Consider the following 23,179-nt stretch of genomic DNA (forward strand, 5'->3'; position numbering starts at 1 on the left):
ATACACCGAACCAAGGAATCGCCACGATGGATGAGAACAAGAAGCGCGCCCTCTCGGCTGCCCTGAGCCAGATTGAAAAGCAGTACGGCAAGGGCGCGGTCATGCGCATGGGCGACCAGGTGGCCGAACCGGCCGAGGTCATCGGCACCGGCTCGCTGATGCTGGACATCGCCCTTGGCATCGGCGGTCTGCCCAAGGGACGCGTAGTCGAGATCTATGGTCCCGAGTCCTCGGGCAAGACCACGCTGACGCTGCAGACCATTGCCCAGTGTCAGAAGGCCGGCGGCACCTGCGCCTTCGTGGACGCCGAGCACGCGCTCGATCCGACCTACGCGGCCAAGCTCGGCGTCAATGTCGACGACCTGCTGGTCAGTCAGCCCGATACCGGCGAACAGGCGCTGGAAATCGCCGACATGCTCGTGCGTTCCAACGCTGTGGACATGGTGGTGGTCGACTCCGTGGCCGCGCTCACCCCCAAGGCCGAAATCGAAGGCGAGATGGGCGACCAGCTCCCCGGCCTGCAGGCGCGCCTGATGAGCCAGGCCCTGCGCAAGCTCACCGGCAACATCAAGCGCAGCAACTGCATGGTGATCTTCATCAACCAGCTGCGCATGAAGATCGGAATCATGATGCCCGGCCAGAGCCCGGAAACCACCACCGGCGGCAATGCGCTGAAGTTCTACGCGTCGGTGCGACTGGATATCCGCCGTATCGGCTCGGTGAAGAAGGGCGACGAGATCGTCGGCAACCAGACCCGCATCAAGGTGGTGAAGAACAAGCTGGCCCCGCCGTTCAAGCAGGTCGTTACCGAAATCCTCTACGGCGAAGGCATTTCTCGCGAGGGTGAGCTGATCGACATGGGTGTGGAGGCCAAGCTGGTCGAGAAATCCGGAGCTTGGTACGGCTACAACGGCGAGCGCATCGGCCAGGGCAAAGAGAACGCCCGCCAGTTCCTCAAGGACAACCCGGCGCTCGCGGCGCAGCTGGAAGCTGCGCTGCGTGAGAAGTTCCAACCGGCCGAGGCGCGCCGTGACGAAGGCGCGGGCGAAGAGGCCGAGGACTGAATCTGCCTGGGATGATCACGCATGGATGATCGCAGTGCCGAAGCCGAATGCGCCCCCCCGCGCCGCAAGGCACGGGAGTTGAGCGCGACGCAACGTGCGTTGGGCCTGCTGACCAGGCGCGAACACTCCAGGAAGGAGCTGACCCGCAAACTGACCTCGCGCGGCGTGGACGTCGTCGAGGTGGAAGCGGCCGTGGCTAAGCTGGCCGAGGACGGCTGGCAGAACGACAGTCGCTTCGCCGAAAGCCTCGTCCGTGCGCGAGCCTCGGGCGGGTATGGACCGGCGCGCATACGCGCGGAGCTCGCAACCCATGGCCTCGATCGCGAGGCCATCGCTGACGCCTTGGATACCTTCAATGGCGACTGGGCCGAAATCGCCTCCGACCTCGTCCGTCGGCGCTACGGCCCGGTCGCCGCCCTTGATCTGACCCAGCGGCGCAAAGCCGCGGATTTCCTGTTGCGGCGGGGATTCGACGCCGCCAGCGCGCGCACCGCGGTGCGTGAAGACTTCGAGCCAGACTAGGCACGGATCAGGCGACTGCGAGGGGGCTCTGCGCCTGCTAGGCTAGAAGGCTTTCCGATTGGGTTGCCTGCTCGGCCCTCCGCCGCCATCTTGGCGGGTCCGGGCGGGTCGCGGCGACCTGCCCAGCCCTCAATCCGCGCCTGGCATGAAAACCACTACTGAAATCCGCAGCGATTTCCTCGAATTCTTCCGTTCCAAGGGCCATGCCGTGGTCCCCTCCAGTTCGCTGGTGCCCGGCAACGACCCCACCCTGCTGTTCACGAATGCGGGCATGGTCCAGTTCAAGGACGTGTTCCTCGGGGCCGAAAAGCGCAGTTATAGCCGCGCGACCAGTTCGCAGCGTTGCGTGCGCGCCGGTGGCAAGCACAACGACCTGGACCAGGTCGGCTACACCGCGCGTCATCACACATTTTTCGAAATGCTGGGCAATTTCAGCTTCGGGGATTACTTCAAGAAGGACGCCATCGTCTGGGCATGGGAGCTGCTGACCAACGTTTGGGGGCTCCCGAAGGAACGACTGTTGGTGACGGTCTACCACACCGACGACGAAGCCTTTGATATCTGGCACAAGGTGGTCGGGCTTCAGCCCCAGCGGATTATCCGCATCGGCGACAACAAGGGCGCTCCCTACGCGTCGGACAATTTCTGGCAGATGGCCGATACCGGCCCTTGCGGTCCGTGTACCGAGATCTTCTACGACCACGGCGAGCACATCGCCGGCGGTCCTCCCGGTTCGCCGGACGAAGACGGCGATCGCTTCATCGAAATCTGGAACAACGTCTTCATGCAGTTCGACCGCCAGCCCGATGGCAGCCTGGTGCCGCTGCCGGCGCCGTGCGTCGATACCGGCATGGGCCTGGAGCGCCTCTCGGCCGTGCTCCAGCACGTGCATAGCAACTACGAGATCGACCTTTTCCAGCACCTGATCAAGGCTGCGGCCGCCATCACCGGCGGCAGCGACCTCGAGCACAAGTCGCTCCGGGTCATTGCCGACCACATCCGCGCCTGCAGCTTCCTCATCGTCGATGGCGTGCTGCCGAGCAACGAAGGCCGTGGCTATGTGTTGCGCCGAATCATTCGCCGTGCCGTGCGCCATTTCTGGAAGCTGGGCTCGCTCAGCGCCGAGGGCAGCTTCTGGCGCATGGTCGCCCCGCTCATCGACGTCATGGGCCAGGCGTACCCGGAACTCGTGCAGAAACGCGAGCTGGTCGAGCGCGCGCTCAAGGCGGAAGAGGCCGCGTTCTCGCAAACGCTCGACGCCGGCATGCAGCGCCTGGAGGGTTACCTTGCCCAGAGCGGGGGCGTGATCGATGGTGAACAGCTGTTCCAGCTGCACGATACATACGGCTGCCCCCCCGACCTGATCGCTGACATCCTGCGCGAGAAGGGCGCGGAGCTGCCGCCAACGGCCATGGCCGACTACGAGCGCCTGATGGAACAGCAGCGCGAACGAGCTCGCGCTGCGGGCAAGTTCGGCGGCGGTACTGCATTGCCTGCCGAGCTCATCGCGCAACTCAAGCCCACGGAATTCATCGGCTACGAGCACCTGGAAGCCGGTGGCCTGGAGGTCGTGGCCCTGCTGAAGGATGGCAAGCCGGTCGATGCCATCCAGGCCGGGGACGAGGCAGTGGTATTCCTTGATCGCACGCCTTTCTACGCCGAGAGCGGTGGCCAGGTCGGCGACGTCGGGCAACTCGCTGAGCAGGGGGTGATGCTGGTGGTAAGCGATACCCAGAAGCTCGCCGGCCAGTTCCATGGGCACATCGGTACTTTGACCATCGGCACGCTCAAGCGGGGCGACCACCTTGTCGGCGCGGTCAACCACGATCGCCGCGCAGCCACAGTCTTGAACCACAGTGCCACGCACCTGCTTCATGCCGCACTGCGCGACGTGCTCGGCGCGCATGTCACCCAGAAGGGCTCGCTGGTCGCTCCAGAGCGCCTGCGCTTCGACTTCGCGCACTTTCAGCCCGTGACGGCGGGCGAACTGGCTCAGATAGAACGCCAGGTCAACGCGCAGATCCGGGCCAACCACGCCGCCGAAGTGCGCCACATGGGCATGCAGGAAGCACTCGATTTTGGCGCGATGGCGTTGTTTGGCGAAAAGTACGGCGAGCGCGTGCGCGTGATGCGGATGGGCGACGCGTCGACCGAGCTCTGCGGCGGCACTCACGTTGCGCGGACCGGCGACATCGGTTTGTTCAAGATCGTTTCGGAAAGCGGCGTCTCGGCCGGCGTGCGACGGATCGAGGCCCTGACCGGGCAGGGAGCCTTGGACTATGTGGCCGAAGAGGAGCGTCGTCTCGACGAGGCCGCGAAGTTGCTTGGTGGCAACGCTGCCGACGTGTCCGACAAGGTGCGCGCGTTGCTGGACCGGCAGAGAAAACTGGAGCGCGAGTTGGAATCGCTGAAGGCCAAGGCGGCTTCGGGTGCCACCGCGGATCTGGCCGGTTCGGCGGTCGACGTCCGTGGAGTCAAGGTAGTGGCGACGCGACTGGAGGGTTTTGATGCCAAGGCATTGCGTGACGCCGTGGATCGCCTTAAGCAGCAGCTCGGCGACGCGGTGGTTTTGCTTGCCGGGGTCAGCGATGGCAAGGCGGCGCTCATCGCGGGGGTCAGCAGTTCGCTTACCGCCAGGGTGAAGGCTGGGGAGCTGCTGTCCCACGTGGCAGCTCAGATCAATGGTAAGGGCGGTGGTCGTCCAGACATGGCTCAGGGCGGTGGCGAGGACGGTCCGGCCCTCGAAAAGGCGCTGTCCAGCGTCACGGACTGGGTGGCACAAAAACTGGCATGATGCCGGGTGTGGTATGTGACAGGGGGACGCTGAACTTCTCGGCCGCTGCCGCGGTCAACGAAAGGCCGGCGTTTGTTTTCAGGAGTAAGGCGCCCTTGAGGGAACGGGCGCCCTGACCGGCGATCTTGGCCGGTATCGAGGAGATTTGCATGCTTATCCTGACGCGTCGCGTCGGCGAGACTTTGATGATCGGTGATTCCGTTACGGTCACCGTGCTCGGTGTAAAGGGCAACCAGGTGCGTATCGGCATCACGGCCCCCAAGGACGTCGCGGTCCATCGCGAGGAGATCTACCAGCGCATACAGCGCGGCGAGGGCATCTCCGAGCACGACCGTAAGGGAGAGGGCGGCTAAAAGATTTGCCGCGCATGCGCAGAGCCGTTATGCTCTGCGCCCCGCGAAGTTGCCGCGGAGACTTGCCCGAGAGGCCGAAGGGGCTCCCCTGCTAAGGGAGTATGGGGTCAAAAGCTCCATCGAGGGTTCGAATCCCTCAGTCTCCGCCAGTTTCAATCGCCAAAGTGTTTGACGAGGCGATAACAACTGACGCATAATTCCGCTTCTAGCTTTTGCGCCCGTAGCTCAGCTGGATAGAGCACCAGGCTACGAACTTGGTGGTCGGGAGTTCGAATCTCTCCGGGCGCGCCATACAAACAAGAAGGCCGACGGTTTCCCCGTCGGCCTTCTTGTTTTGGCGCCGTGGGCTCCCACCCGGTTGAGCCGACGGGAATTTGCATGCGTTATGTTCCCGACCGCCGTCCACGAACGCCTATTGGGGACATGCATGACTGCTCGCAACACTATTCTTGTCGCGGGTTCCGCGAACCTCGATTTCGTCGTGCGCGCACCGCACATTCCCGTTCCCGGGGAGACCGTGCTGGGCCGCTCTTTCGAGACGTTTCCCGGGGGAAAGGGAGCGAACCAGGCCGTGGCCTGCGCGCGCGCTGGTGGTGCCCCGACCCGCATGCTGCTGGCATTGGGAGCGGATGCATACTCGGTACCGCTGGAAGAATCGCTGCGCGCGGCCGGAGTGGATGCGCGAATCGTGCGCATCCAAGATGAGGCCACCGGCGTTGCGTTCATTTGCCTTTCCGACGACGCCGAGAATGCAATCACGGTGGCGCCAGGGGCGAATTCACGCTTGCAGGCGACAGACCTGCCCGAGCTGTCCGACGTCTCGCACCTGCTGCTGCAATTGGAAACCCCGCTGGATGCCCTGACGGCGTGGGCGGGGTCGGCCCGTAAGTCCGGAGTGCGCGTCGTGCTCAATGCGGCGCCAGCGCAGTCGTTGCCGCAGGACCTGCTGGCTGCCGTCGACGTGCTGATCGTCAACGAGGGCGAGTTGGCCGCCATAACCGGTCGCACGCGTGGGATATCCGACGCCGTTGCGGCGTTGGGCACCACCGATGTCATCGTCACCCTGGGGGTGTGGGGCAGCTGTGCGCGCACGCGGGGAGCGTGGTTGCTGCAGCCGGCCTTCGAAGTCGACGCCGTCGATACCACTGGGGCCGGCGATACCTTCAGCGGTGTTTTCGTCGCCTCGATTTCGCAGGGTCATCGCTTCGCGGACGCGCTCCGTCGCGCCTCCGCCGCATCCGCCCTCGCGTGCACGCGCCTGGGAGCACAGACAAGTGTGCCCAGCGCAAAGGAAGTCGAGGAACTCCTCGCCAACGGCCGCCATGCCGTCTCCACCGACGAGCTCGCGCGCCGTTGCGGGGTCAAATGAAGGACGTCCCTACAGCGACCGCGTCAGGGCATCGATGACGGCTGCGGGTTGCTTCATCCACTCGAAGTGCCCAGCACGGGTCATCAGCGTGCGTGAATCCAGGCTTTCGATTTGCCACCGGGAAGCTTGCAGTTTCGATGCTAGAAAGCGCGTCGAGCCGACTGGCGCGAGCCAGTCCTGTGCCAACACGACGGCGTGCGCGTCCACATCCAGCAATGACATGCCGGCTTCCAGATCGAAGGCCAGACCTCGCGCCGCGTAGCGGCCGCTCAGGGCGGTGCGCGCCCAATCCTGGATCAGGCTGCGCGATTCGTTGCCACCGAACCCGATGCTGTGGCCTGGCAGGAAGCCGCGTCGCTCCGCCAGCCAAGGCAGGAAGCGATAGGTCATGGGCAGCCACCAGCGTGTGCGGGCCGGGAAGGCGCGCCAATAGGGCGAGCCGCTGGCCACCAGCCACAGGCGTTTCGCAGAGCTCGGCGCCATGCCCAGATGGCAGCATGCCAGCTGCCCTCCCAAGCTGTGTCCTCCGAGTATTAGCGGAAGGTGGCCGAAGTGGCCGGACACTACGGCCTCGCTGGCAGGCAGGTCCAGTTCCAGCAGTTCGCGATAACCCCAATCGCGGTCGCGCGCCGGGCGCTGGTTGCTGGTCCCGTTGCCCCTCCAGTCGTGGATGAACGTGGCGACGCCTCGTTGCCCGAGCCCTTGCGCGAAGGAGAGGTAATGCTTCGCCGCGACGCCCATCGCCGGCAGCCAGAGCAGCCGGGCCGACGGTCGTTCCGGGACCACCGCGAGCAACTGCCAGCGGTGTCCATCGCCGGCCTCCAGGTCGAATGTCTGCAGCGGCAGCTCCATCACCTGGGAGCCGCCCCGAAATGATCGAGCACCACCGTGTCGCTTCGGCCCGGCCGGTAGCCCAGCTTCAGCGCCGCATGCACATAGTCCCCTGCGGCGCGGCACGCTTCGGGCAGTGTCAAGCCCCGGCACAGATTCGCGGCGATGGCCGAAGCCAGGGTGCAGCCGGTGCCGTGCGCTTCGAGGCGAAAGCGGGCATGGCGATACTCGAGGGTGCCGCCGGCATCCGCGAACAGGTCGACCACATCGCCCTCATCTGCCAGATGGCCGCCCTTGAGCATCACCGCGCGCACGCCGCCGCCGAGCAGTTCCGCGCAGGCCTCACGCATCGCGGCCCGGCTTTGGATTTGACGACCGAGCAGGAGTTCGGCTTCCGGGATGTTCGGAGTGACCACCGTGGCCAACGGCAGCAAGCGATTGCGCAACGCCTCCAGTGCGGCCGGCTCCAGCAGGCGGGCGCCTGATGTCGCGACCATCACAGGATCGAGTACCACTTGCCGGGGGCCATGCCGCGCGAGCGCGTCGGCCACGGCGTGAATCACATCATCAGTAGCCAGCATGCCGAGCTTGACCGCGCCGATGTCGAAATCGTCGAAGCAGGCATCGAGCTGCGCGTGGATGAAGGGCAGGCTGGGCACTTCGATCGCGGTGACCGCGCGCGTGTTCTGGGCAGTCAGCGCCGCAAGCGCGCTCAACCCGTGAATGCCGTGCGCGGCAAACGTCTTCAGGTCAGCCTGGATACCGGCGCCGCCGCCGGAATCGGAGCCGGCGATAGTCAGTGCTGAAACGACGGGCATACGCGTAACGAAAGTCCCAGGGGGGAGGAATGTGCGCCGCTGCCGGCGCGGCGACATGGCTACACGGCAGGGCCGGCCGCGGGGCCGGCCCCGTGACGGGCTTACAGCACTTCCGAAGCGTAGTCCGCGAGCCGCGAACGTTCGCCACGACGCAATGTCACGTGGGCACTGTGCGACCAGCCCTTGAAACGGTCCACGGCGTAGGTCAGGCCGGACGTGGTTTCCGTCAGGTAGGGCGTATCGATCTGCTCGACGTTGCCCAGGCACACGATCTTCGTGCCCGGGCCGGCGCGTGTGATCAGGGTTTTCATCTGCTTGGGCGTGAGGTTCTGCGCTTCGTCCAAGATGAGCCAACGGCTCAGGAACGTGCGGCCGCGCATGAAGTTGAGCGAGCGGATCTTGATGCGCGAGGCGAGCAGGTCGTTGGTGGCCGCGCGTCCCCAGCTGCCGCCTTCCGGGTTGTGCGTGAGCACTTCCAGGTTGTCGGTCAGCGCGCCCATCCACGGCGTCATCTTTTCTTCTTCGGTGCCGGGCAGGAAGCCGATGTCCTCGCCGACGCTCACCGTGGCACGGGTCATGATGATCTCGCGGTATCGCTGCTGGTCCATCGTCTGTGCCAGGCCGGCGGCCAGCGCCAGCAGCGTCTTGCCCGAACCCGCGGTGCCGAGCAGGGTCACGAAGTCGATTTCGGGATCCATCAAGGCGTTGAGCGCGAAGTTCTGCTCGCGGTTGCGCGCGGTGACGCCCCAAACGGCGTGCTGGTTGTGGCGATAGTCGTCGACGATCTGCAGGATCACGCGCTCGCCTTCGATGTGCGCGACCTTCAGTTCGGCCTCCTCGTCGCCCGGCAGGTAGAGGAACTGGTTGGGATACCACTCGTCCTCCTCGCTCCGCCGGATCTCGTAGAAGGTGCGGCCCTTTTCGGTCCACGAGCGCAAGTCCTTGCCGTAGCGCTGCCAGAAGTCCTCGGGAAGCGCCGTCGCTCCCGTGTAGAGCAGGCTGAAGTCGTCGAGCGCGCGGTCGTTCTCGTAGTCCTCCGATTCGATGCCCGCGATCGACGCCTTGATGCGCAGGTTGATGTCCTTGGAGACAAAAACCACCGGGACGCCAGGTTCGGCCTCCTTCAGCGCAAGGATGGCGCCAAGGATGTGGTTGTCGGGGATGACCGCGCCGAAACGCTTGCCGGAATCGAAGTCCCGCGTCTGGAAGCGCAGCCTGCCGATGCTCTGGGCGCCCCGCAGCTGCAGCCCTTGGGGGCGGGTCAGCGGGATGCCTTCCGAAATGGAGCGGGTGCCGTGGCTCTCGACCAGTTCATTGAGGAAGCGGCTTACCTGGCGCGCGTTGCGGCTGGCTTCGCTGGTGCCTTTCTTGCCGTTGTCCAGTTCCTCGATCACCTGCATCGGCAGGTAGACATCGTGCTCCTCGAACTTGAACAGCGCGGTCGGGTCGTGCATCAGCACATTGGTGTCGAGGACGTAGATGCGCTTGCTTCGGGTCATCATGCTTTCCTGGAGGCGAGCTGTTCAAAAGCCGGGCAGGGGCAGGCCACCACGAACCCGCGAGGCGGGGTGGTGGAGTCGTTGATACGCGGAGTGATCACTTCGTTGCGGCCGCCTTGAGTGCGTCATGCACGGCCTGGGCGTGGCCGGGGACTTTCACCGGGCGCCATGACTGGACGATGACGCCTTTGGGATCGATCAGGAAGGTGCTGCGCTCGATGCCGACGTATTCGCGGCCGTAGAGCTTCTTTGGTTTGATCACGCCGAATGCGTTGCAGAGGGCTTCGTCCGCATCGCTCACAAGGTCGAACTTGAACCCCTGCTTGGTGCAGAAGTTCTGGTGGGACTTGAGCGAGTCGCGTGATACGCCGAGGACTGTCGCGCCCAGTTTCTCGAACTTGGGCAATAGCGCGTTGAAGTCCAGGCCTTCGGTGGTGCAGCCCGGGGTGCTGTCCTTGGGATAGAAGTACAGGACCAGCCACTGGCCCTGGTAGTCGGAGAGGCGGCCTTTCGAGCCGCTGGAAAGCGCGATGGGAAGGTCGGGGATCTTGTCGCCAGTGTCCAGCATCGGGTTCCCTGCTTATGCGCCGGGCGAGCCCGGCGCGGTGTTGCTTTCGCCGCCAGCGTGCCGGACTCGGTACGGCACTGCAAGCCCTTCAGAACTTCATCGGATCCATGATCGCGTCGAGGTTAAGGTGATCGCAGAACTCGAGGAAGTCATCGCGCAGCGCAGCAATGTGCATGCTCGCCGGCACGCCGATCGTCACCTGGGCCGAGAACATGTCCGCGCCGGTCTGCATGGCGCGGTAGCGCGAGCAGTGCAGGCTCTCGATGGTGATGCCCTGGCGGTCGAAGAAGTCGGCGAGCTGGAACAGGATGCCGGGCTTGTCGGCCGCGACGACTTCGACAACGTAGGGCAGCAGGTTCGACTGGATCTGCTTGGGTCCGGTGCGGTACCAGTTGAGCTTGAGGCCCTCCTCGCGCTCCAGCCGCGCCAGCATGGCTTCCAGCTTGGCCACGGCATCCCACGGTCCCACGGCCAGTGCGGTGACGGAGACGTCACGGCCCACAGTGGACAACCGGGCATCGACGAGGTTGCAGCCGCTGTCGGTTATCCGCCGCGTCACCGACAGCAGCGGTGATTCCGGATGCGTCGTGTAGGCGTTGATCAGGAGGTGGTTTTCGTTCGGCGACGGCCGGGGAGCGTTATCGGTCAAGGCGGCGCCTAGCGTTGGGGGCGGGATGCCCGGATCGTTGGAACTGGCTCTTCGAGCCGGCCGCCTGGTGGCGGGCCGGGATCAGCATACTTGCCCGCGGTTTCGTGCCGCAAGTAACATTCAGGTGAATTTTGCGGGCCTGTTTGCCGCTTCCGGCGCCGCATCCAGCGGCCGCGAAGGCTCCGCCAGATCCTTAGATTTCCCACGCCACTCAGGGCTTACCGACTTGCGACTTTCCGGCAGCATCACCGCGCTGGCTACACCCTTCACCGCCGCAGGCGAACTCGATCTGGATGCGTGGCAGCGCCTGTTGCAGCAGCAGCTCGATGGCGGCACGCAGGCGGTCGTCGTTGCCGGCTCGACCGGCGAGGCCGCGGCGCTCTACGACGGCGAATTCGACGTGCTGCTGCGCAGTGCGGTGGAGTTCATCGCCGGCCGCATTCCGGTGCTGGCGGGCACCGGCTTGTCCAATACCGCCAAGACCATCGAACAGACCCGACGCGCCGCGACCCTGGGCGCCGATGCTGCGCTCGTGGTCACGCCGCCGTACGTGCGTCCGACGCAGCCTGGCCTGGTCGCGCATTACCGCGCGATCGCCGACGACAACGCGCTGCCGGTAGTGCTCTATAACGTGCCCGGCCGCAGCGGTTGCGACCTGCTGCCCGAAACCGTCGCCGAGTTGTGCGGGCATCCGCGCATCATCGGCATCAAGGAAGCGCGCGCGGAAGCCGAGCGGATGGATGCGTTGCTGTCGATGAAATCCAGCAGCTTCGCGGTATTGAGCGGCGACGACCCCACCGCGTGCCGGGCGATGCTCGCCGGCGCCGACGGCGTGATTTCGGTAGCCTCCAATGTGTTGCCCGTCGCGCTGCGGCAGTTGTGCGACCTCGCGCGCTCCGGCAGTGCCGATGCGGCGCGCGAACTGGACGCGTGCCTGCAGCCGGCCTTTGATTTCATGGGCGTCGAGCCCAATCCCATACCCGTCAAGGCCATCCTGGCACTGCACGGTATCGGCCATGGCCTTCGCCTCCCGTTGCTGCCGTTGTCTGCCCGCCATGCCGATGCGGCATCCGCCTTGGCGGCCCGGGTGCGCGAACTCGAGAGCGCCTGCGCCAACGCGGCCTGACCCCACGTTTCCCCCAGGAGAGATGCACCATGCGCCTGACCCGCTTTGCCACGATTCCCCTAGTGCTGGCCGCCATGCTGGCAGCGCAGGGCTGCACCTGGTTCCACAGGGAAAACAAGTTGTACGCCGCTGATCCGAGCAGCCGTCCGCTGGAAGTTCCCCCCGACCTGGACCTGCCGCGCACCGACGGCGCGGTAGCGGCTCCCGTCGCGCAGGCGTCGGCTGGCACGTCAGCCGCGCCGGTGGCCGGCGTATCCAACGGCTTCACCGTTGCAGGTACCCGCGACGATGCGTTCGCCAAGGTCGGCGAAGCCCTTGCCAAGATCGACGGCCTTACCGTCGCCAGTCGTGCCCAGTTGCTCGGCGTCTACGACGTCGGCTACGAGGGCAGCAATTTCCTGATCCGCGTGAGCACGGTCGAGGCCGGTGCGTACGTGGCGGCGGTGGATCCGCGCGGTCAGCCGGCGACGGCGCCGGCAGCGGTGAAGGCCATCGCGGCGTTGAAGGCTGCACTGGCCCCCAACTGACCCGTCATCGCGGCCGGACATGAAAAACGGGCGCCTGGCGCCCGTTTTTCGTATGAGACCTGCGCGCCGTCTCAGCGCTCCAGCAGGTCGATCTTTCCCGGTTTGCCTTCCCACTCCTTGGCATCGGGCAGGGCATCCTTGCGGGTGGTGATCACCGGCCACGCCTTGGCCAGTTCGGCGTTCAGGGCGACGAATGCTTCCTGGCCCGCGGGCACGTCGTCCTCCGGGTAGATCGCGTTCACCGGGCACTCGGGCTCGCACAGCGTGCAGTCAATGCACTCGTCGGGGTCGATGACCAGGAAATTGGGACCTTCGTGGAAGCAGTCCACCGGGCACACCTCGACGCAGTCGGTGTATTTGCACTTGATGCAGTTCTCGGTGACGACGAAGGGCATGGGCGGGCAGCTTCCGGGTAGGCGTGTCTGGTGCGCTGGATAGTGTAGCGATTCGTCGCCCGGCGCACGCAAGACTTCGGGCAACAAAAAGCCCGGCAAGGCCGGGCTCGTGTTCAAGGCCCTATCTCAACTCGGGCCTTGCGGATATGGCGCTCCCTACGGGATTCGAACCCGTGTTTTAGCCTTGAGAGGGCCACGTCCTAGGCCTCTAGACGAAGGGAGCAAACTGCTTGCTTGCCTGCGTCCGGCATCGGACCTGAACGCAGACTGCTAGTATACGCAGCGCCGTTGCCGTCGGGCAATTGGTGGCGAGCACTTTGACTCCGTCCGACAAGGACCGCGGTACGAAACCTAGATGTCCGAACTCCAGTCCATCCATCCCACGCTGCGGTTGATTCCGCGCGAAGAGCACAACGTCTCGCGCCGGGACGTCAGCCCCAACGCCCTGCGTGTCCTTTACCGGCTGCGCGAAGGCGGATTCGGTGCGTTCCTGGTGGGCGGCGCGGTGCGCGACCTCCTGGTGGGCGGACATCCCAAGGACTTCGACGTTGCTACCGACGCAACGCCGGAGCAGGTCAAGCAGTTGTTCCGCAACTGCCGCCTGATCGGTCGCCGGTTCCGCCTGGCCCACGTGGTGTTTGGCCGCGAGATCATTGAAGTGGCGACCTTCCGGGCCAATGCCGACGACGGCAGTGGCGACCGGGAGACACACGAGGGTGGGCGCGTGTTGCGCGACAACGTCTTCGGCTCGATCGAGGACGATGCGGTCCGGCGCGATTTCACCGCCAACGCGTTGTACTACGCGATCGAGGACTTCTCGGTCCGCGATTACACCGGCGGTTTCCAGGACGTGCAGAACCGCCTGCTGCGCCTGATCGGCGATCCGGAGACGCGCTATCGCGAGGATCCCGTGCGGATGCTGCGCGCGGTCCGCCTTGCGGCCAAGCTCGATTTCCAGATCGAAGCCCACACGGCCGAGCCGATTCCGCGCCTGGCGCCGCTGCTGGCGGAAGCCGCGCCCGCCCGGTTGTTCGAGGAATGCCTGAAGCTGTTCCTCACCGGCCACGCCGTCGCCAGCTTCGAAGGCCTAGAGCGGCATGGCCTGCTCGACGCCCTGTTCCCCGAATCGGCGCTGGCGTTGCGCGCAAATCGCAGCGGCGCGCTGCGGCGCATGCTGGTTGCCGGCCTCCGCGGCACCGACGCACGCGTAGCCAACGACGAGCCAGTTTCGCCGGCGTTCCTGTTCGCGCTGCTGCTGTGGCCCGGTTACTGCCGGGCGCTGGCGCAGCTGCAGAGCGGCGGCATGCACACGGCGGAGGCCGAGCGCCGTGCCGCGGACAGGGTCACCGTGCATCAGCTCAACACCATCGCACTGCCGCGTCGGTTCTCGCTGCCGATGCAGGAAATCTGGTTGCTGCAGTCGCGGTTCTCGCTGCGCCAGCGCAAGCGCGTTTTCCGCCTGCTGGCCCATCCGCGCTTCCGCGCCGCGTTCGACTTCCTCAACCTGCGTCTGGCCGCATCGAACGAACATGCCGATGACGTGGCTTTCTGGCGCGAGGCCCAGCGCCAGCCTGGCGACGTGCTCGCCGCGCAGCTCGATGCGCAGCCGGCCGCGGGAGAGGCCACCGGCGCCCCACGCCGGCGACGCCGCCGGCGCCGTGGCGGATCCGCGGCTTCCGGCGAGTGAACGCGGGGACCATTGCCCTGATCGGGTTGGGCGGCAACCTCGGGGATGCGGCCGCGACGCTGCGGCTTGCCTTCCAGGAACTCGACTCGTTGCCGGACACCCGCTTGCTGCGAGCCTCCAGGCTCTATCGCAGCCGCGCCTGGGGACGTACGGACCAGCCGGACTTCATCAATGCGGTGGCGATGATCGAGACCTCGCTGGATGCCCGCGAACTGCTTGATGCGATGCTCGGCATCGAGCATCGCGCCGGTCGCGAGCGCCAGGCCGACGAGCGTTGGGCGCCACGTACGCTGGACCTGGATCTGCTGCTCTTTGGCGACGCGGTGATCGACGAACCCGGGCTTCGCGTCCCGCACCCGCATCTGCATGAACGGAGCTTTGCGCTCGTGCCGCTGGTGGAAATCGCGCCGGATGCGATGATCCCGGGCGTTGGCTCCGCACGCGAAGTGCTGGCCAAGATGCAACCTTCCGACATCGAAGCGTTAGGCTAGCCGGATGTATACCTCCACCCCGCAAGACAAGCCCTGGAACGTGCCGATGCTCGCCGACGCCAAGCGCGACGGCCGCAAGCTGGTCATGCTCACGGCCTACGATGCGAGCTTCGCGCGCACCCTCGACGGGGCTGGTACCGACTTGATCCTCGTCGGCGATTCGCTGGGCATGGTGATCCAGGGACACGACAGCACGCTGCCGGTCACCGTCGCGGACACGGCCTATCACGTCGCCTGCGTCGCACGCGGGCTCTCGCGGGCCTTGCTTGTCGCCGACCTGCCGTTCCAGTCGGACGCGACGCCCGAGCGCGCGCTCGACGCCGCGACCATGCTGCTCCAGGCCGGCGCGGCGATGGTCAAGCTGGAAGGTGCGGGCCACAAGCTCGAGGTCATCCGCTTCCTGGTCGAACGCGAGATCCCGGTGTGCGCGCACCTGGGCCTGACCCCGCAGTCGGTGCTGCGCCTGGGCGGCTACAAGGTGCAGGGTAGGGACGATGCCACGGCCGCCAAGCTGCGCGCGGATGCGCGCGCGGTGGCCGAGGCGGGCGCGGCCATGCTGGTGCTGGAATGCGTTCCGACCGCGTTGGCGCAGGCCATCACCTCCGACCTGCGCATCCCCACGATCGGCATCGGCGCCGGCCCGCATTGCGATGGCCAGGTGCTGGTGTTGCACGACCTGCTGGGCGTAAACAGCGGGCATCGCCGGCCAAAATTCGTGAAGGACTTCCTCGCCGAATCCGGCACCATCGCGGGGGCAGTGGAGGCGTACGCCGCCGCGGTGCGCGAAGGTCGTTTTCCCGACGCCGCTCATTCCTACGATTGACCCTGCGACGATGATCGACGTCGTTACCGAACTGCCCGCATTGCGCGCCCGCATCGCCGAATGGAAGCGCGCGGGCCAGCGCGTCGCCTTCGTACCCACGATGGGCAACCTGCATGCCGGGCATCTTTCGCTGATCGAACTGGCGCGCCGGCACGCCGATCGCGTCGTCGCCAGCGTCTTCGTCAACCCGACCCAGTTCGGCCCCAACGAAGACTTCAATCGTTACCCGCGCACGCCTCAAGCCGACGCCGAGGGGCTCGCCGATGCCGGCTGCGACCTGCTGTGGCTGCCCTCGGTGGAGACGATGTATCCCTTCGGCGCGGACGCGACCGTTCACGTAAGCGTGCCCGGCGTGACCGAAACGCTGGAAGGCGCGCACCGGCCAGGGCATTTCGACGGCGTTGCCACCGTCGTTGCCCGCCTGTTCAACCAGGTGCAGCCCGACGTGGCGATCTTCGGCCGCAAGGACTTCCAGCAACTGGCGGTGATCCGCTACATGGTCCGCGACCTCGCGTTTCCCATCGAGATCGTGGCCGCCGAGACCTGCCGCGAGGCCGACGGCCTGGCCATGAGTTCGCGCAACCAATACCTCTCGGCGGAGGAGCGGCCCATCGCCGCCCAGATCAGCCGTTGCCTGCATGCCATGCGCGAGGCCATCCGCGCCGGCGCGAGCCGCGAACAGGCCGAAGCCGAAGCGGTCGCTCGCCTCGAGGCGGCAGGTTTCGTCGTCGATTACGCCGCCGTGCGAGCGACCGACCTCGACTTGCCCTCGGGCCGGCATGGGCCGCGCGTGGCCCTGATCGCGGCCCGGTTGGGGCGGACGCGCCTGATCGACAACCTCGAATTCGAGGCCTGAAGGCCGCGCCGGGCGGCGTTAAATCCGCGGTAACGGGACGCCGCGTTCCATGTTGCAGCGCGCCATGCGCTGCTAAACTTGGGCTTTCTCGCCGCCAAGCCCGGCGGCCGGAGACGGGAAATGCAACTGAACGTGCTCAAGGCCAAGATCCACCGCGCCAGCGTGACCCATGCCGAGCTGCACTACGAAGGCTCGTGCGCGATCGATGGCCGCCTGCTCGACATCTCGGGTATCCGCGAGTACGAGCAGATCCACATCTACAACGTCAACAACGGCGCGCGCTTCGTGACCTATGCGATCCGTGGCGAGGAAGGCAGTGGCGTGATCTCGGTGAACGGCGCGGCCGCGCACTGCGCGCAGCCCGGCGACCTGGTCATCATCTGCGCCTACGGCGTCTGCGACGAGGCCGAAGCGGCGAAGTACAAGCCGACGTGCGTCTACGTCGACCGGCAGAACCAGCTGACCCACACCAACCACTCCATGCCGCAACAAGCCGCGGCCTGATCGGAGTCCCATGCCAGCAGCGCATCGGTTCGAGCAACTCAGGGGCCAGGCCCAACGCCTGGCGGACGTGGACTTGAAATCGATGCTGCAGGCCGACCCGGCCCGCGCAGGTGACTTCGCCGTGCGGGCCGGACCGCTTCTTGCCAGCTTCGCCCGCCAAGGCTACGACCGGGCGGCGCTGGACGCGTTGTTCGCCGAGCTTGCTGCGGTCGATGCTCCCGGTCGCGTGCGCGCGCTGTTCGCCGGCGCATCGGTCAATCCGACCGAGGCCCGCCCGGCACTCCATACCGCACTGCGCGGCGACCTCGCGCACGAACCCGTCGCCCGCGACGCCCACGCCCACGCCAAGGCCGCGCGCCTGCGCATGCGCGAGCTGATCGCCGCACTCACGGCCAGCGACGTCACCGACATCGTCAGCGTGGGCATCGGCGGGTCCGACCTCGGGCCGCGACTGGCGGTGGATGCGCTGTCGGGTCCGCTCCCGGGCCGCTTCCGGGTCCACTTCCTGTCCAACGTCGACGGCGCGGCCGCGCAACGCGCGCTGGCCGGGCTCGATCCGGCGCGCAGCGCGGTCCTGCTGATCTCCAAGAGCTTCGGCACGCAGGAAACGCTGCTGAACGGCGCGATCCTGCGCCAGTGGCTTCGCGACGATTCGCGCCTGTACGCTATCACCGCAAACGCGGAGCGCGCCGCGTCGGCATTCGGCGTCACCGCCGAGCGGATCCTGCCGATGTGGGACTGGGTCGGCGGGCGTTACTCGCTATGGTCCGCGGTCGGATTGCCGATCGCGCTGGCGATCGGCGTGGAGCGGTTCGACGAACTGCTGGCCGGTGCCGCCGAGATGGACGCGCACGTCCTCGAAGCCCCGCCGCGGCAAAACATGGCCGCCTGGCACGCGCTGACCGCGATCTGGAACGTCAACGCGCGAGGGCTGGCGACGCAGGCGGTAATGCCCTACGACGAACGCCTGAAGCTGTTGCCCAATTACCTGCAGCAACTGGTGATGGAGAGCCTGGGCAAGTCGGTGAAGCTCGATGGTTCCCCGGTGGACGCGCACACCGTGCCGGTGTGGTGGGGCGGCGTCGGCACCGATTCGCAGCACAGTTTCTTCCAGGCGCTGCACCAGGGCACGCAGGTCGTGCCGGTGGACTTCATCGGCGTGGCGCGCGGCGACGATCCGTACCTCGACAACCATGCGGCGTTGTTGTCGAACCTGCTGGGCCAGGCCGAAGCCCTGGCCAACGGGCAGGGCAGCGAGGATCCGCATCGGGCCTACGCCGGCAATCGCCCGAGCACGATGATCCTGCTCGACGCGCTGACGCCGCGTTCGCTGGGGGCGCTGCTCGCCTTGTACGAACACAGCGTCTACCTGCAGGCGCTGATGTGGGGGATCAATCCCTTCGACCAGTTCGGGGTCGAGCTCGGCAAGCAGGTCGCCAACCGATTGCTGCCCGCCGTACGCGGCGAGGCGGTGGCCGACGACGTGGTGACCCGCGCGCTGTTGGCGGAACTGGCGAAGTAGGCCGACTTGGCGTTACGCGGCGCCGTGCCGCGCGAGCGCCCATTCCACGTGCTCGCGCACGACCGCGTTGTCGCTGTGGCGCCGCGAGCGGAGTGCGGCGATCACCTCGGGAGTGGTCGGCGCGTTGCCCAGGGCGATGGCGATGTTGCGCAGCCAGCGTTGGTGGCCGCTGCGGCGGATGGCGGTGCCTTCGGTGCGCTGCAGGAATTCGGCTTCTTCCCAGGCGAAGAGTTCTGCCAGCGTGGCCTCGTCCAGGTTGTTGCGCGCGCGGAAGTCGGGCTCGTCGGTGCGCTTGGCGAACTTGTTCCAGGGACACACCAGCTGGCAATCGTCGCAGCCGAAGATGCGGTTGCCGATCAACGGTCGCAGTTCCTCGTCGATCGTGCCCTCGTGCTCGATGGTGAGGTAGGCAATGCAGCGCCGCGCATCGAGCCGGTTCGGCGCGACGATGGCGCGGGTAGGGCAGATGTCGATGCAGCGCGTGCACGTGCCGCAGTGCGCAGTGGCCGGCGCATCCACGGGAAGCGGCAGGTCGACGTAGATCTCGCCGAGGAAGAACCAGGATCCGCCGTCCTTGTCGATCAGGCACGTGTGCTTGCCGATCCACCCCAAGCCCGCGTTGCGGGCGAGCGCGCGTTCGAGCACGGGAGCGGAGTCGACGAATACGCGATGGCCGAACGGGCCGACTTCCTCGGCGATGCGGTCGGCGAGCTTCTGCAGGCGCTGGCGCATCAGCTTGTGGTAATCGCGTCCGAGGGCATAGCGGGCGACGTAGGCGCGCTCGCCGTCGGCGAGCGTCTGCCAGGCTTCCTCGTCGTCGCGCCGACCGTAGTCCAGGCCCACCGAGATCACCCGCAGCGTTCCGGGCACCAGGTCGTCGGGACGCGATCGCTTTTCGCCATGGCGCGCCATCCAGTCCATCGAGCCGTACAGGCCCTGCGCGAGCCAGTCGCGCAGGTGGGCCTCGTCGTCCCCCAGCTCGATGCCGGCGATGCCGCAGCGCTGGAAGCCGAAGTCGCGCGAGAGTTCGCGGATGCGGCCGGCCAGTGCCACGTAGTCGGGTTGGGCGCGGGTGATGGGAGGTGTCATCGGCGCCAAGTATAAAATCGCGCGATGCACAGCCCCTCCTACCTGTTCGATGGTGCCGCCCTGCGCGGGATGGAGGCGCGTGCGACGGCCTCCCTGGGCGACGCGTTCGAGCTCATGCGCCGCGCCGGGCAGGCCGCCTGGCGCGAGTTGCTGGAGCGATGGCCGCAGGCGCAGCGCATCGTCGTGGTCTGCGGGCCCGGCAACAACGGCGGCGACGGCTACGTGCTGGCCCGGCACGCGCTGATGTCCGGGCGCCAAGTGGATGTGGTGCGGCTGGCCACCCAGGTGCCCCGCAGCGACCTGGCGGCGCGCGCTTGTGCCGACTACGAAGCTGCGTTTGGCCGGGTGCAGCCCTTCCAAGCGCAGTTGCCCCCGGCCGACCTGGTCGTCGACGCTCTGTTCGGCATCGGGCTTTCGCGCGCCCCGGATGCGGAGAGTGCCGTGCTGATCGACGCGATCAACGGCCATGGCGCGCCGGTGCTTTCGCTGGATGCGCCCAGTGGCGTGGACTGCGATCGTGGCAGCGTCCCCGGCAAGGCGGTATTCGCGACGCGGACCTTGGAATTCATCGCGGGCAAGGCCGGACTGCGCACGGGAGCGGCGCTGGACCATGTCGGCACCGTCGCGCTGGCGTCGCTCGAGCTGCCACCAAAGCTCATCGCCGACGCCACGCCCGTCGCGGAACTGCTGGAGGCCGTGGATCTCGCGCGCTGGCTGCGCCCCCGTCGCCGCGATTCGCACAAGGGTACGAATGGAAGGGTGCTGTGCGTCGGAGGAGACTTCGGTGGCGGCGGCGCGATTCTCCTCTGCGCCGAGGCGGCGTTGCGCTGCGGCGCCGGACTCGTTGATGTCGCCACGCGCCGCGAGCATTTGCCTGCGCTGCTTGCGCGTACACCCGAGGCGCTCGGACACGCGCTGGACGAGGATGGCGGATTCGACGCGTTGCTCGACAAGGCCGATGTCGTGGCGGTCGGTCCCGGGCTCGGCCACGGGGATTGGGGCGGTTCTCTGCAACGGCGCAGCCTCGCAAGCGGGAAGCCGCTGGTTCTGGACGCGGATGCCCTGAATCTCATCGGATCCGCGGGCGGTCCCTTGCCGGATGAAACCGTCATCACCCCGCATCCGGGCGAGGCGGCGCGTTTGCTGGCCACCTCTACGGCGCAGGTGCAGGGCGATCGCCATGCGGCTGCGCATGAACTGGCCGCACGTTACCGCTGTGTCGTCGTGCTGAAGGGCGCGGGAAGCATCGTCGCCGCATCGGATCGTCTTTCGCGGGTGGTCGCCGCGGGCAATCCCGGCATGGCAACCGGAGGCATGGGGGATGTGCTCACCGGAACCATCGCGGCATTGCGCGCGCAGGGGCTGAACGGGTTCGACGCCGCGAGTGCAGGCACGCTACTGCACGCGCTTGCAGGCGACGCGGCGACAGATGGCGGCGAGCGTGGCCTGTTGCCGACGGATCTGATGCCATGGTTGCGGCGCTTCGCCAATCCCGGAACGACGAAGTGATTTCTATGCTGCTAGAAGATGCCGATGCCACCAATGCTCTGGGCGAGGCGCTCGCGCGCACCCGCCCGCCGCGAGGCGTGATCCATCTCCACGGGGACCTCGGCGCGGGCAAGTCGACGCTGGCGCGGGCGCTGCTGCGCGAACTGGGCGTGGCTGGTGCGATCCGCAGTCCCACCTACACGCTGGTCGAGCGTTACCCGCTCGCATCGGGCGGCGAGGCGTGGCACCTCGATCTGTATCGCATTGGTGATGGTGCGGAACTGGAATTCCTCGGGCTCGACAGCGACGAGGCGACGCTCTGGTTGGTCGAATGGCCTGAGCGTGGTGGGCACTTCCTTCCGGCGGCGGACCTGCGACTGGATATGGAGGTCGCGGGGACGGGCCGACGGGTGGACGTGATTCCGGTCACGGAAGCGGGTGGGGAGTGGCTGGAGCGTTTGCGGGGCGTAAATCCCCGACGAGTTGCGGCGGACTCCTGAACGATTCCGAAGGAAAGGCCGGCAGGTGCCGGATTCGTAAGGAAAAAATACTTGACGGCGCTGGCGGCCGGTGCTTGACTAGTGCCCATGCGCGTATCGGGGGCTACCGTTCAGAAGGTTCTGTTGGGCATGGCGCTGGTGTCAGCGTTGGCCTGGAACCTGGCACACGCGAGTGAAATCAATGGCTTGCAGCTGAGCGACGGCGCGACCGGCACGCGTGCGGAAATCGCGCTCGATCGGGCGGTGGACTTCAAGCTGATCCGTCTGGCTGACCCGGAACGTCTGGTCGTAGACCTGCCGGCGACCCACATCCGCAAGGGGCTCGCCCTACCTGCCGGCTCGGGCGTGATCAAGTCCGTGCGCGCCGGCCAACCGGCGGCGGACACGGCCCGCATCGTTTTCGACCTTGCCCAGCCGGTCGCCGTTCTGAAGCCACGTATCGAGCAGGGGGCTGGCGGTCCGCGACTGGTGCTGGAGTGGCCGGGCGATGGCGAACCGGCTGCTGGCAACGCCGACGTCAAGCCTGCGGCGCAATCCAAGGCCACGGCTTCGCAGTCACCTTCGGCCGGGGCACAGACCGCCGGCGACGAGGTTGGCGCTTCCAGCGCCGCGACGTCCCGCCTGATCTCCGAGCTGGCGGCTCGCGGCGAGGCCAAAAAGTTCGAAGCTGCAGCCAATCCGGGTACGCGGGCTGACCCTGCAAGCGCCGGCTCCAATTCAGGTGCCTCCGCCGCCATCAAGGCCGCCGGCACGCCAGCGCAGACAGCAGGCAGTGCGTCGTCCGTGGCCGAGTTGCCCGTCTCCGCCCCTCCGGCGGATGCGGTGAAGACCATGAAAGACGTGATGCGCAGCCGCGGCATGCGTCCGCTCGTCATCGCGATCGACGCCGGCCATGGCGGCCAGGACCCGGGCGCGACCGGCCTCAACGGCAAGCGCGAGAAGGACGTGACCCTGGCGATCGCGCGCGAGCTTGCGCGCCAGATCAATGCCACGCCGGGTCTCAAGGCCTATCTCACCCGCGACAACGACGTCTTCATCCCGCTCAACAACCGCGCCCAGCTGGCCCGGAAGGCGGGCGCGGACATGTTCGTCTCGATCCATGCGGATGCGGCGGAGAACCGCGCCGCCAGCGGCTCATCGGTTTACGTGTTGTCGCTCAAGGGGGCCTCGTCGCAGCGCGCCCGCTGGCTGGCCGACAAGGAAAACGCCTCCGACCTCATTGGCGGCGTGCGGCTGGAGAAGACCAGCGGCACGCTGGCGTCGGTGCTGATCGACCTGACCCAGAGCGGGCAGATGAAAGCGTCCGAAGACGCGGCGACGCACGTGCTCAGCGGCCTGAGCCGCTTGGGCCGCAACCACAAGCCGCACATCGAGCGCGCCAACTTCGCCGTGCTGCGGACCTCCGACATGCCGGCGATGCTCGTGGAAACCGCCTTCATCTCGAACCCCGATGAAGAGCGCCGCCTCGGCGACCCCGTCTACCAGCGCCAGCTGGCCCGCGCGGTGCTCGATGGGGTCAACACCTACTTCGTGCGCCAGCCACCGCCGGGAACCTTGTACGCGGCGCAGGCGGCCGCCGACGTGCCCGCGGTCGCGGGCGCGGGCGGCGGCAGCAAGTAACGCGCGCCCGGGCGTTGGGATTACCCCCCGCGCCGCATATCATCCCGGCTCAGCAATCCTCGACGGCGCGCGGCGCCGTTCCCG

The 23,179-nt window shown here is 66.9% G+C and carries 23 protein-coding genes and 3 tRNA genes; 18 read left to right on the forward strand and 8 right to left on the reverse strand.

All coding sequences use genetic code 11. The features are described 5' to 3' along the window. The first annotated feature begins 26 nt into the window (after positions 1-26). The 7 genes from recA (at position 27) to BP05_RS00765 (ending at position 6,102) form a co-directional block, all read left to right on the forward strand. Positions 27-1,064 carry a recombinase RecA gene (gene recA / locus BP05_RS00735; RefSeq protein WP_496359469.1) on the forward strand — a complete coding sequence of 346 codons (1,038 nt, stop codon included), beginning with the start codon at positions 27-29 and terminating at the stop codon, positions 1,062-1,064. A 21-nt stretch (positions 1,065-1,085) separates the two neighbouring features. Further along, on the forward strand, positions 1,086-1,586 hold the full coding sequence (gene recX, locus BP05_RS00740) for a recombination regulator RecX (RefSeq protein ID WP_496359470.1): 501 nt from the start codon (positions 1,086-1,088) through the stop codon (positions 1,584-1,586). Positions 1,587-1,731: 145 nt separating this feature from the next. Next, positions 1,732-4,380: an alanine--tRNA ligase gene (gene alaS / locus BP05_RS00745; RefSeq protein ID WP_496359472.1), complete on the forward strand. Its 2,649-nt coding sequence runs from the start codon at positions 1,732-1,734 to the stop codon at positions 4,378-4,380. Positions 4,381-4,529: 149 nt separating this feature from the next. Further along, positions 4,530-4,733, forward strand: coding sequence for a carbon storage regulator CsrA (csrA, locus tag BP05_RS00750; RefSeq protein ID WP_496359474.1), 204 nt, complete (start codon positions 4,530-4,532; stop codon positions 4,731-4,733). A 56-nt stretch (positions 4,734-4,789) separates the two neighbouring features. Then, positions 4,790-4,882: transfer RNA gene (locus tag BP05_RS00755), tRNA-Ser, on the forward strand. Between the two features lie 65 nt (positions 4,883-4,947). After that, a tRNA-Arg gene (locus BP05_RS00760) sits at positions 4,948-5,024 on the forward strand. 136 nt (positions 5,025-5,160) lie between these two features. After that, positions 5,161-6,102 (forward strand): ribokinase, encoded by a 942-nt coding sequence (locus tag BP05_RS00765; RefSeq protein ID WP_496359476.1) that lies wholly within the window; start codon positions 5,161-5,163, stop codon positions 6,100-6,102. Positions 6,103-6,111: 9 nt separating this feature from the next. Here BP05_RS00765 and BP05_RS00770 read toward each other — a convergent pair whose 3' ends face one another. From BP05_RS00770 to BP05_RS00790, 5 genes are all read right to left on the reverse strand, one after another. Then, the gene (locus BP05_RS00770) at positions 6,112-6,954 is read right to left on the reverse strand and encodes an alpha/beta hydrolase family protein (protein WP_496359478.1); all 843 of its coding nucleotides are present in this window, start codon (positions 6,952-6,954) and stop codon (positions 6,112-6,114) included. Then, positions 6,954-7,751, reverse strand: coding sequence for a bifunctional hydroxymethylpyrimidine kinase/phosphomethylpyrimidine kinase (thiD, locus tag BP05_RS00775; protein WP_496359479.1), 798 nt, complete (start codon positions 7,749-7,751; stop codon positions 6,954-6,956). The genes BP05_RS00770 and thiD overlap by 1 nt, the downstream gene beginning before the upstream one ends. Before the next feature lie 101 nt (positions 7,752-7,852). After that, positions 7,853-9,250 carry a PhoH family protein gene (locus BP05_RS00780; protein ID WP_496359481.1) on the reverse strand — a complete coding sequence of 466 codons (1,398 nt, stop codon included), beginning with the start codon at positions 9,248-9,250 and terminating at the stop codon, positions 7,853-7,855. A 97-nt stretch (positions 9,251-9,347) separates the two neighbouring features. Next, positions 9,348-9,818 carry a peroxiredoxin gene (locus BP05_RS00785; protein ID WP_496359483.1) on the reverse strand — a complete coding sequence of 157 codons (471 nt, stop codon included), beginning with the start codon at positions 9,816-9,818 and terminating at the stop codon, positions 9,348-9,350. A gap of 88 nt (positions 9,819-9,906) precedes the next feature. Beyond that, a complete protein-coding gene (locus BP05_RS00790) occupies positions 9,907-10,494 on the reverse strand; it encodes a glycine cleavage system transcriptional repressor (RefSeq protein ID WP_496360586.1) in 588 nt (195 codons plus the stop codon). A 199-nt stretch (positions 10,495-10,693) separates the two neighbouring features. On the opposite strand from BP05_RS00790, the gene dapA reads away from it, so the two are divergent. Beyond that, on the forward strand, positions 10,694-11,593 hold the full coding sequence (gene dapA / locus BP05_RS00795; RefSeq protein WP_496360588.1) for a 4-hydroxy-tetrahydrodipicolinate synthase: 900 nt from the start codon (positions 10,694-10,696) through the stop codon (positions 11,591-11,593). 29 nt (positions 11,594-11,622) lie between these two features. Then, on the forward strand, positions 11,623-12,120 hold the full coding sequence (locus tag BP05_RS00800) for a hypothetical protein (protein WP_496359485.1): 498 nt from the start codon (positions 11,623-11,625) through the stop codon (positions 12,118-12,120). A 71-nt stretch (positions 12,121-12,191) separates the two neighbouring features. Here the strand turns inward: BP05_RS00800 and fdxA are convergent, their stop codons facing one another. Together fdxA and BP05_RS00810 are read right to left on the reverse strand one after the other, a co-directional pair. Next, a complete protein-coding gene (gene fdxA / locus BP05_RS00805; RefSeq protein ID WP_386752132.1) occupies positions 12,192-12,515 on the reverse strand; it encodes a ferredoxin FdxA in 324 nt (107 codons plus the stop codon). A 147-nt stretch (positions 12,516-12,662) separates the two neighbouring features. Further along, positions 12,663-12,738: transfer RNA gene (locus BP05_RS00810), tRNA-Glu, on the reverse strand. 132 nt (positions 12,739-12,870) lie between these two features. On the opposite strand from BP05_RS00810, the gene pcnB reads away from it, so the two are divergent. The 6 genes from pcnB to pgi all read left to right on the forward strand — a co-directional run bounded on the left by pcnB (position 12,871) and on the right by pgi (position 18,398). Further along, positions 12,871-14,202, forward strand: coding sequence for a polynucleotide adenylyltransferase PcnB (pcnB, locus tag BP05_RS00815; RefSeq protein WP_496359488.1), 1,332 nt, complete (start codon positions 12,871-12,873; stop codon positions 14,200-14,202). Then, a complete protein-coding gene (folK, locus tag BP05_RS00820; protein WP_496359490.1) occupies positions 14,199-14,693 on the forward strand; it encodes a 2-amino-4-hydroxy-6-hydroxymethyldihydropteridine diphosphokinase in 495 nt (164 codons plus the stop codon). The genes pcnB and folK overlap by 4 nt, the downstream gene beginning before the upstream one ends. Before the next feature lie 4 nt (positions 14,694-14,697). Continuing rightward, the gene (panB, locus tag BP05_RS00825) at positions 14,698-15,516 is read left to right on the forward strand and encodes a 3-methyl-2-oxobutanoate hydroxymethyltransferase (protein WP_496359492.1); all 819 of its coding nucleotides are present in this window, start codon (positions 14,698-14,700) and stop codon (positions 15,514-15,516) included. Positions 15,517-15,526: 10 nt separating this feature from the next. Beyond that, positions 15,527-16,372: a pantoate--beta-alanine ligase gene (gene panC / locus BP05_RS00830; RefSeq protein WP_496359494.1), complete on the forward strand. Its 846-nt coding sequence runs from the start codon at positions 15,527-15,529 to the stop codon at positions 16,370-16,372. Positions 16,373-16,492: 120 nt separating this feature from the next. Further along, the gene (gene panD / locus BP05_RS00835; RefSeq protein WP_056130033.1) at positions 16,493-16,876 is read left to right on the forward strand and encodes an aspartate 1-decarboxylase; all 384 of its coding nucleotides are present in this window, start codon (positions 16,493-16,495) and stop codon (positions 16,874-16,876) included. Positions 16,877-16,886: 10 nt separating this feature from the next. Further along, positions 16,887-18,398, forward strand: a complete 1,512-nt coding sequence (gene pgi / locus BP05_RS00840) for a glucose-6-phosphate isomerase (RefSeq protein WP_496359496.1) — start codon at positions 16,887-16,889, stop codon at positions 18,396-18,398. 12 nt (positions 18,399-18,410) lie between these two features. Here pgi and queG read toward each other — a convergent pair whose 3' ends face one another. Then, positions 18,411-19,487 (reverse strand): tRNA epoxyqueuosine(34) reductase QueG, encoded by a 1,077-nt coding sequence (gene queG / locus BP05_RS00845; RefSeq protein WP_496359498.1) that lies wholly within the window; start codon positions 19,485-19,487, stop codon positions 18,411-18,413. A 24-nt stretch (positions 19,488-19,511) separates the two neighbouring features. Between queG and BP05_RS00850 the strand changes: the two genes are divergently transcribed. The 3 genes from BP05_RS00850 (at position 19,512) to BP05_RS00860 (ending at position 23,095) form a co-directional block, all read left to right on the forward strand. Continuing rightward, positions 19,512-20,996 carry an NAD(P)H-hydrate dehydratase gene (locus BP05_RS00850; RefSeq protein WP_496359500.1) on the forward strand — a complete coding sequence of 495 codons (1,485 nt, stop codon included), beginning with the start codon at positions 19,512-19,514 and terminating at the stop codon, positions 20,994-20,996. Continuing rightward, on the forward strand, positions 20,993-21,475 hold the full coding sequence (gene tsaE / locus BP05_RS00855) for a tRNA (adenosine(37)-N6)-threonylcarbamoyltransferase complex ATPase subunit type 1 TsaE (RefSeq protein ID WP_496360590.1): 483 nt from the start codon (positions 20,993-20,995) through the stop codon (positions 21,473-21,475). Before BP05_RS00850 ends, tsaE begins: the two co-directional genes overlap by 4 nt. 129 nt (positions 21,476-21,604) lie before the next feature. Then, positions 21,605-23,095 carry an N-acetylmuramoyl-L-alanine amidase gene (locus tag BP05_RS00860; protein ID WP_496360592.1) on the forward strand — a complete coding sequence of 497 codons (1,491 nt, stop codon included), beginning with the start codon at positions 21,605-21,607 and terminating at the stop codon, positions 23,093-23,095. Positions 23,096-23,179 lie beyond the last annotated feature (84 nt).

It is taken from the genome of Lysobacter oryzae DSM 21044 (assembly GCF_059568595.1).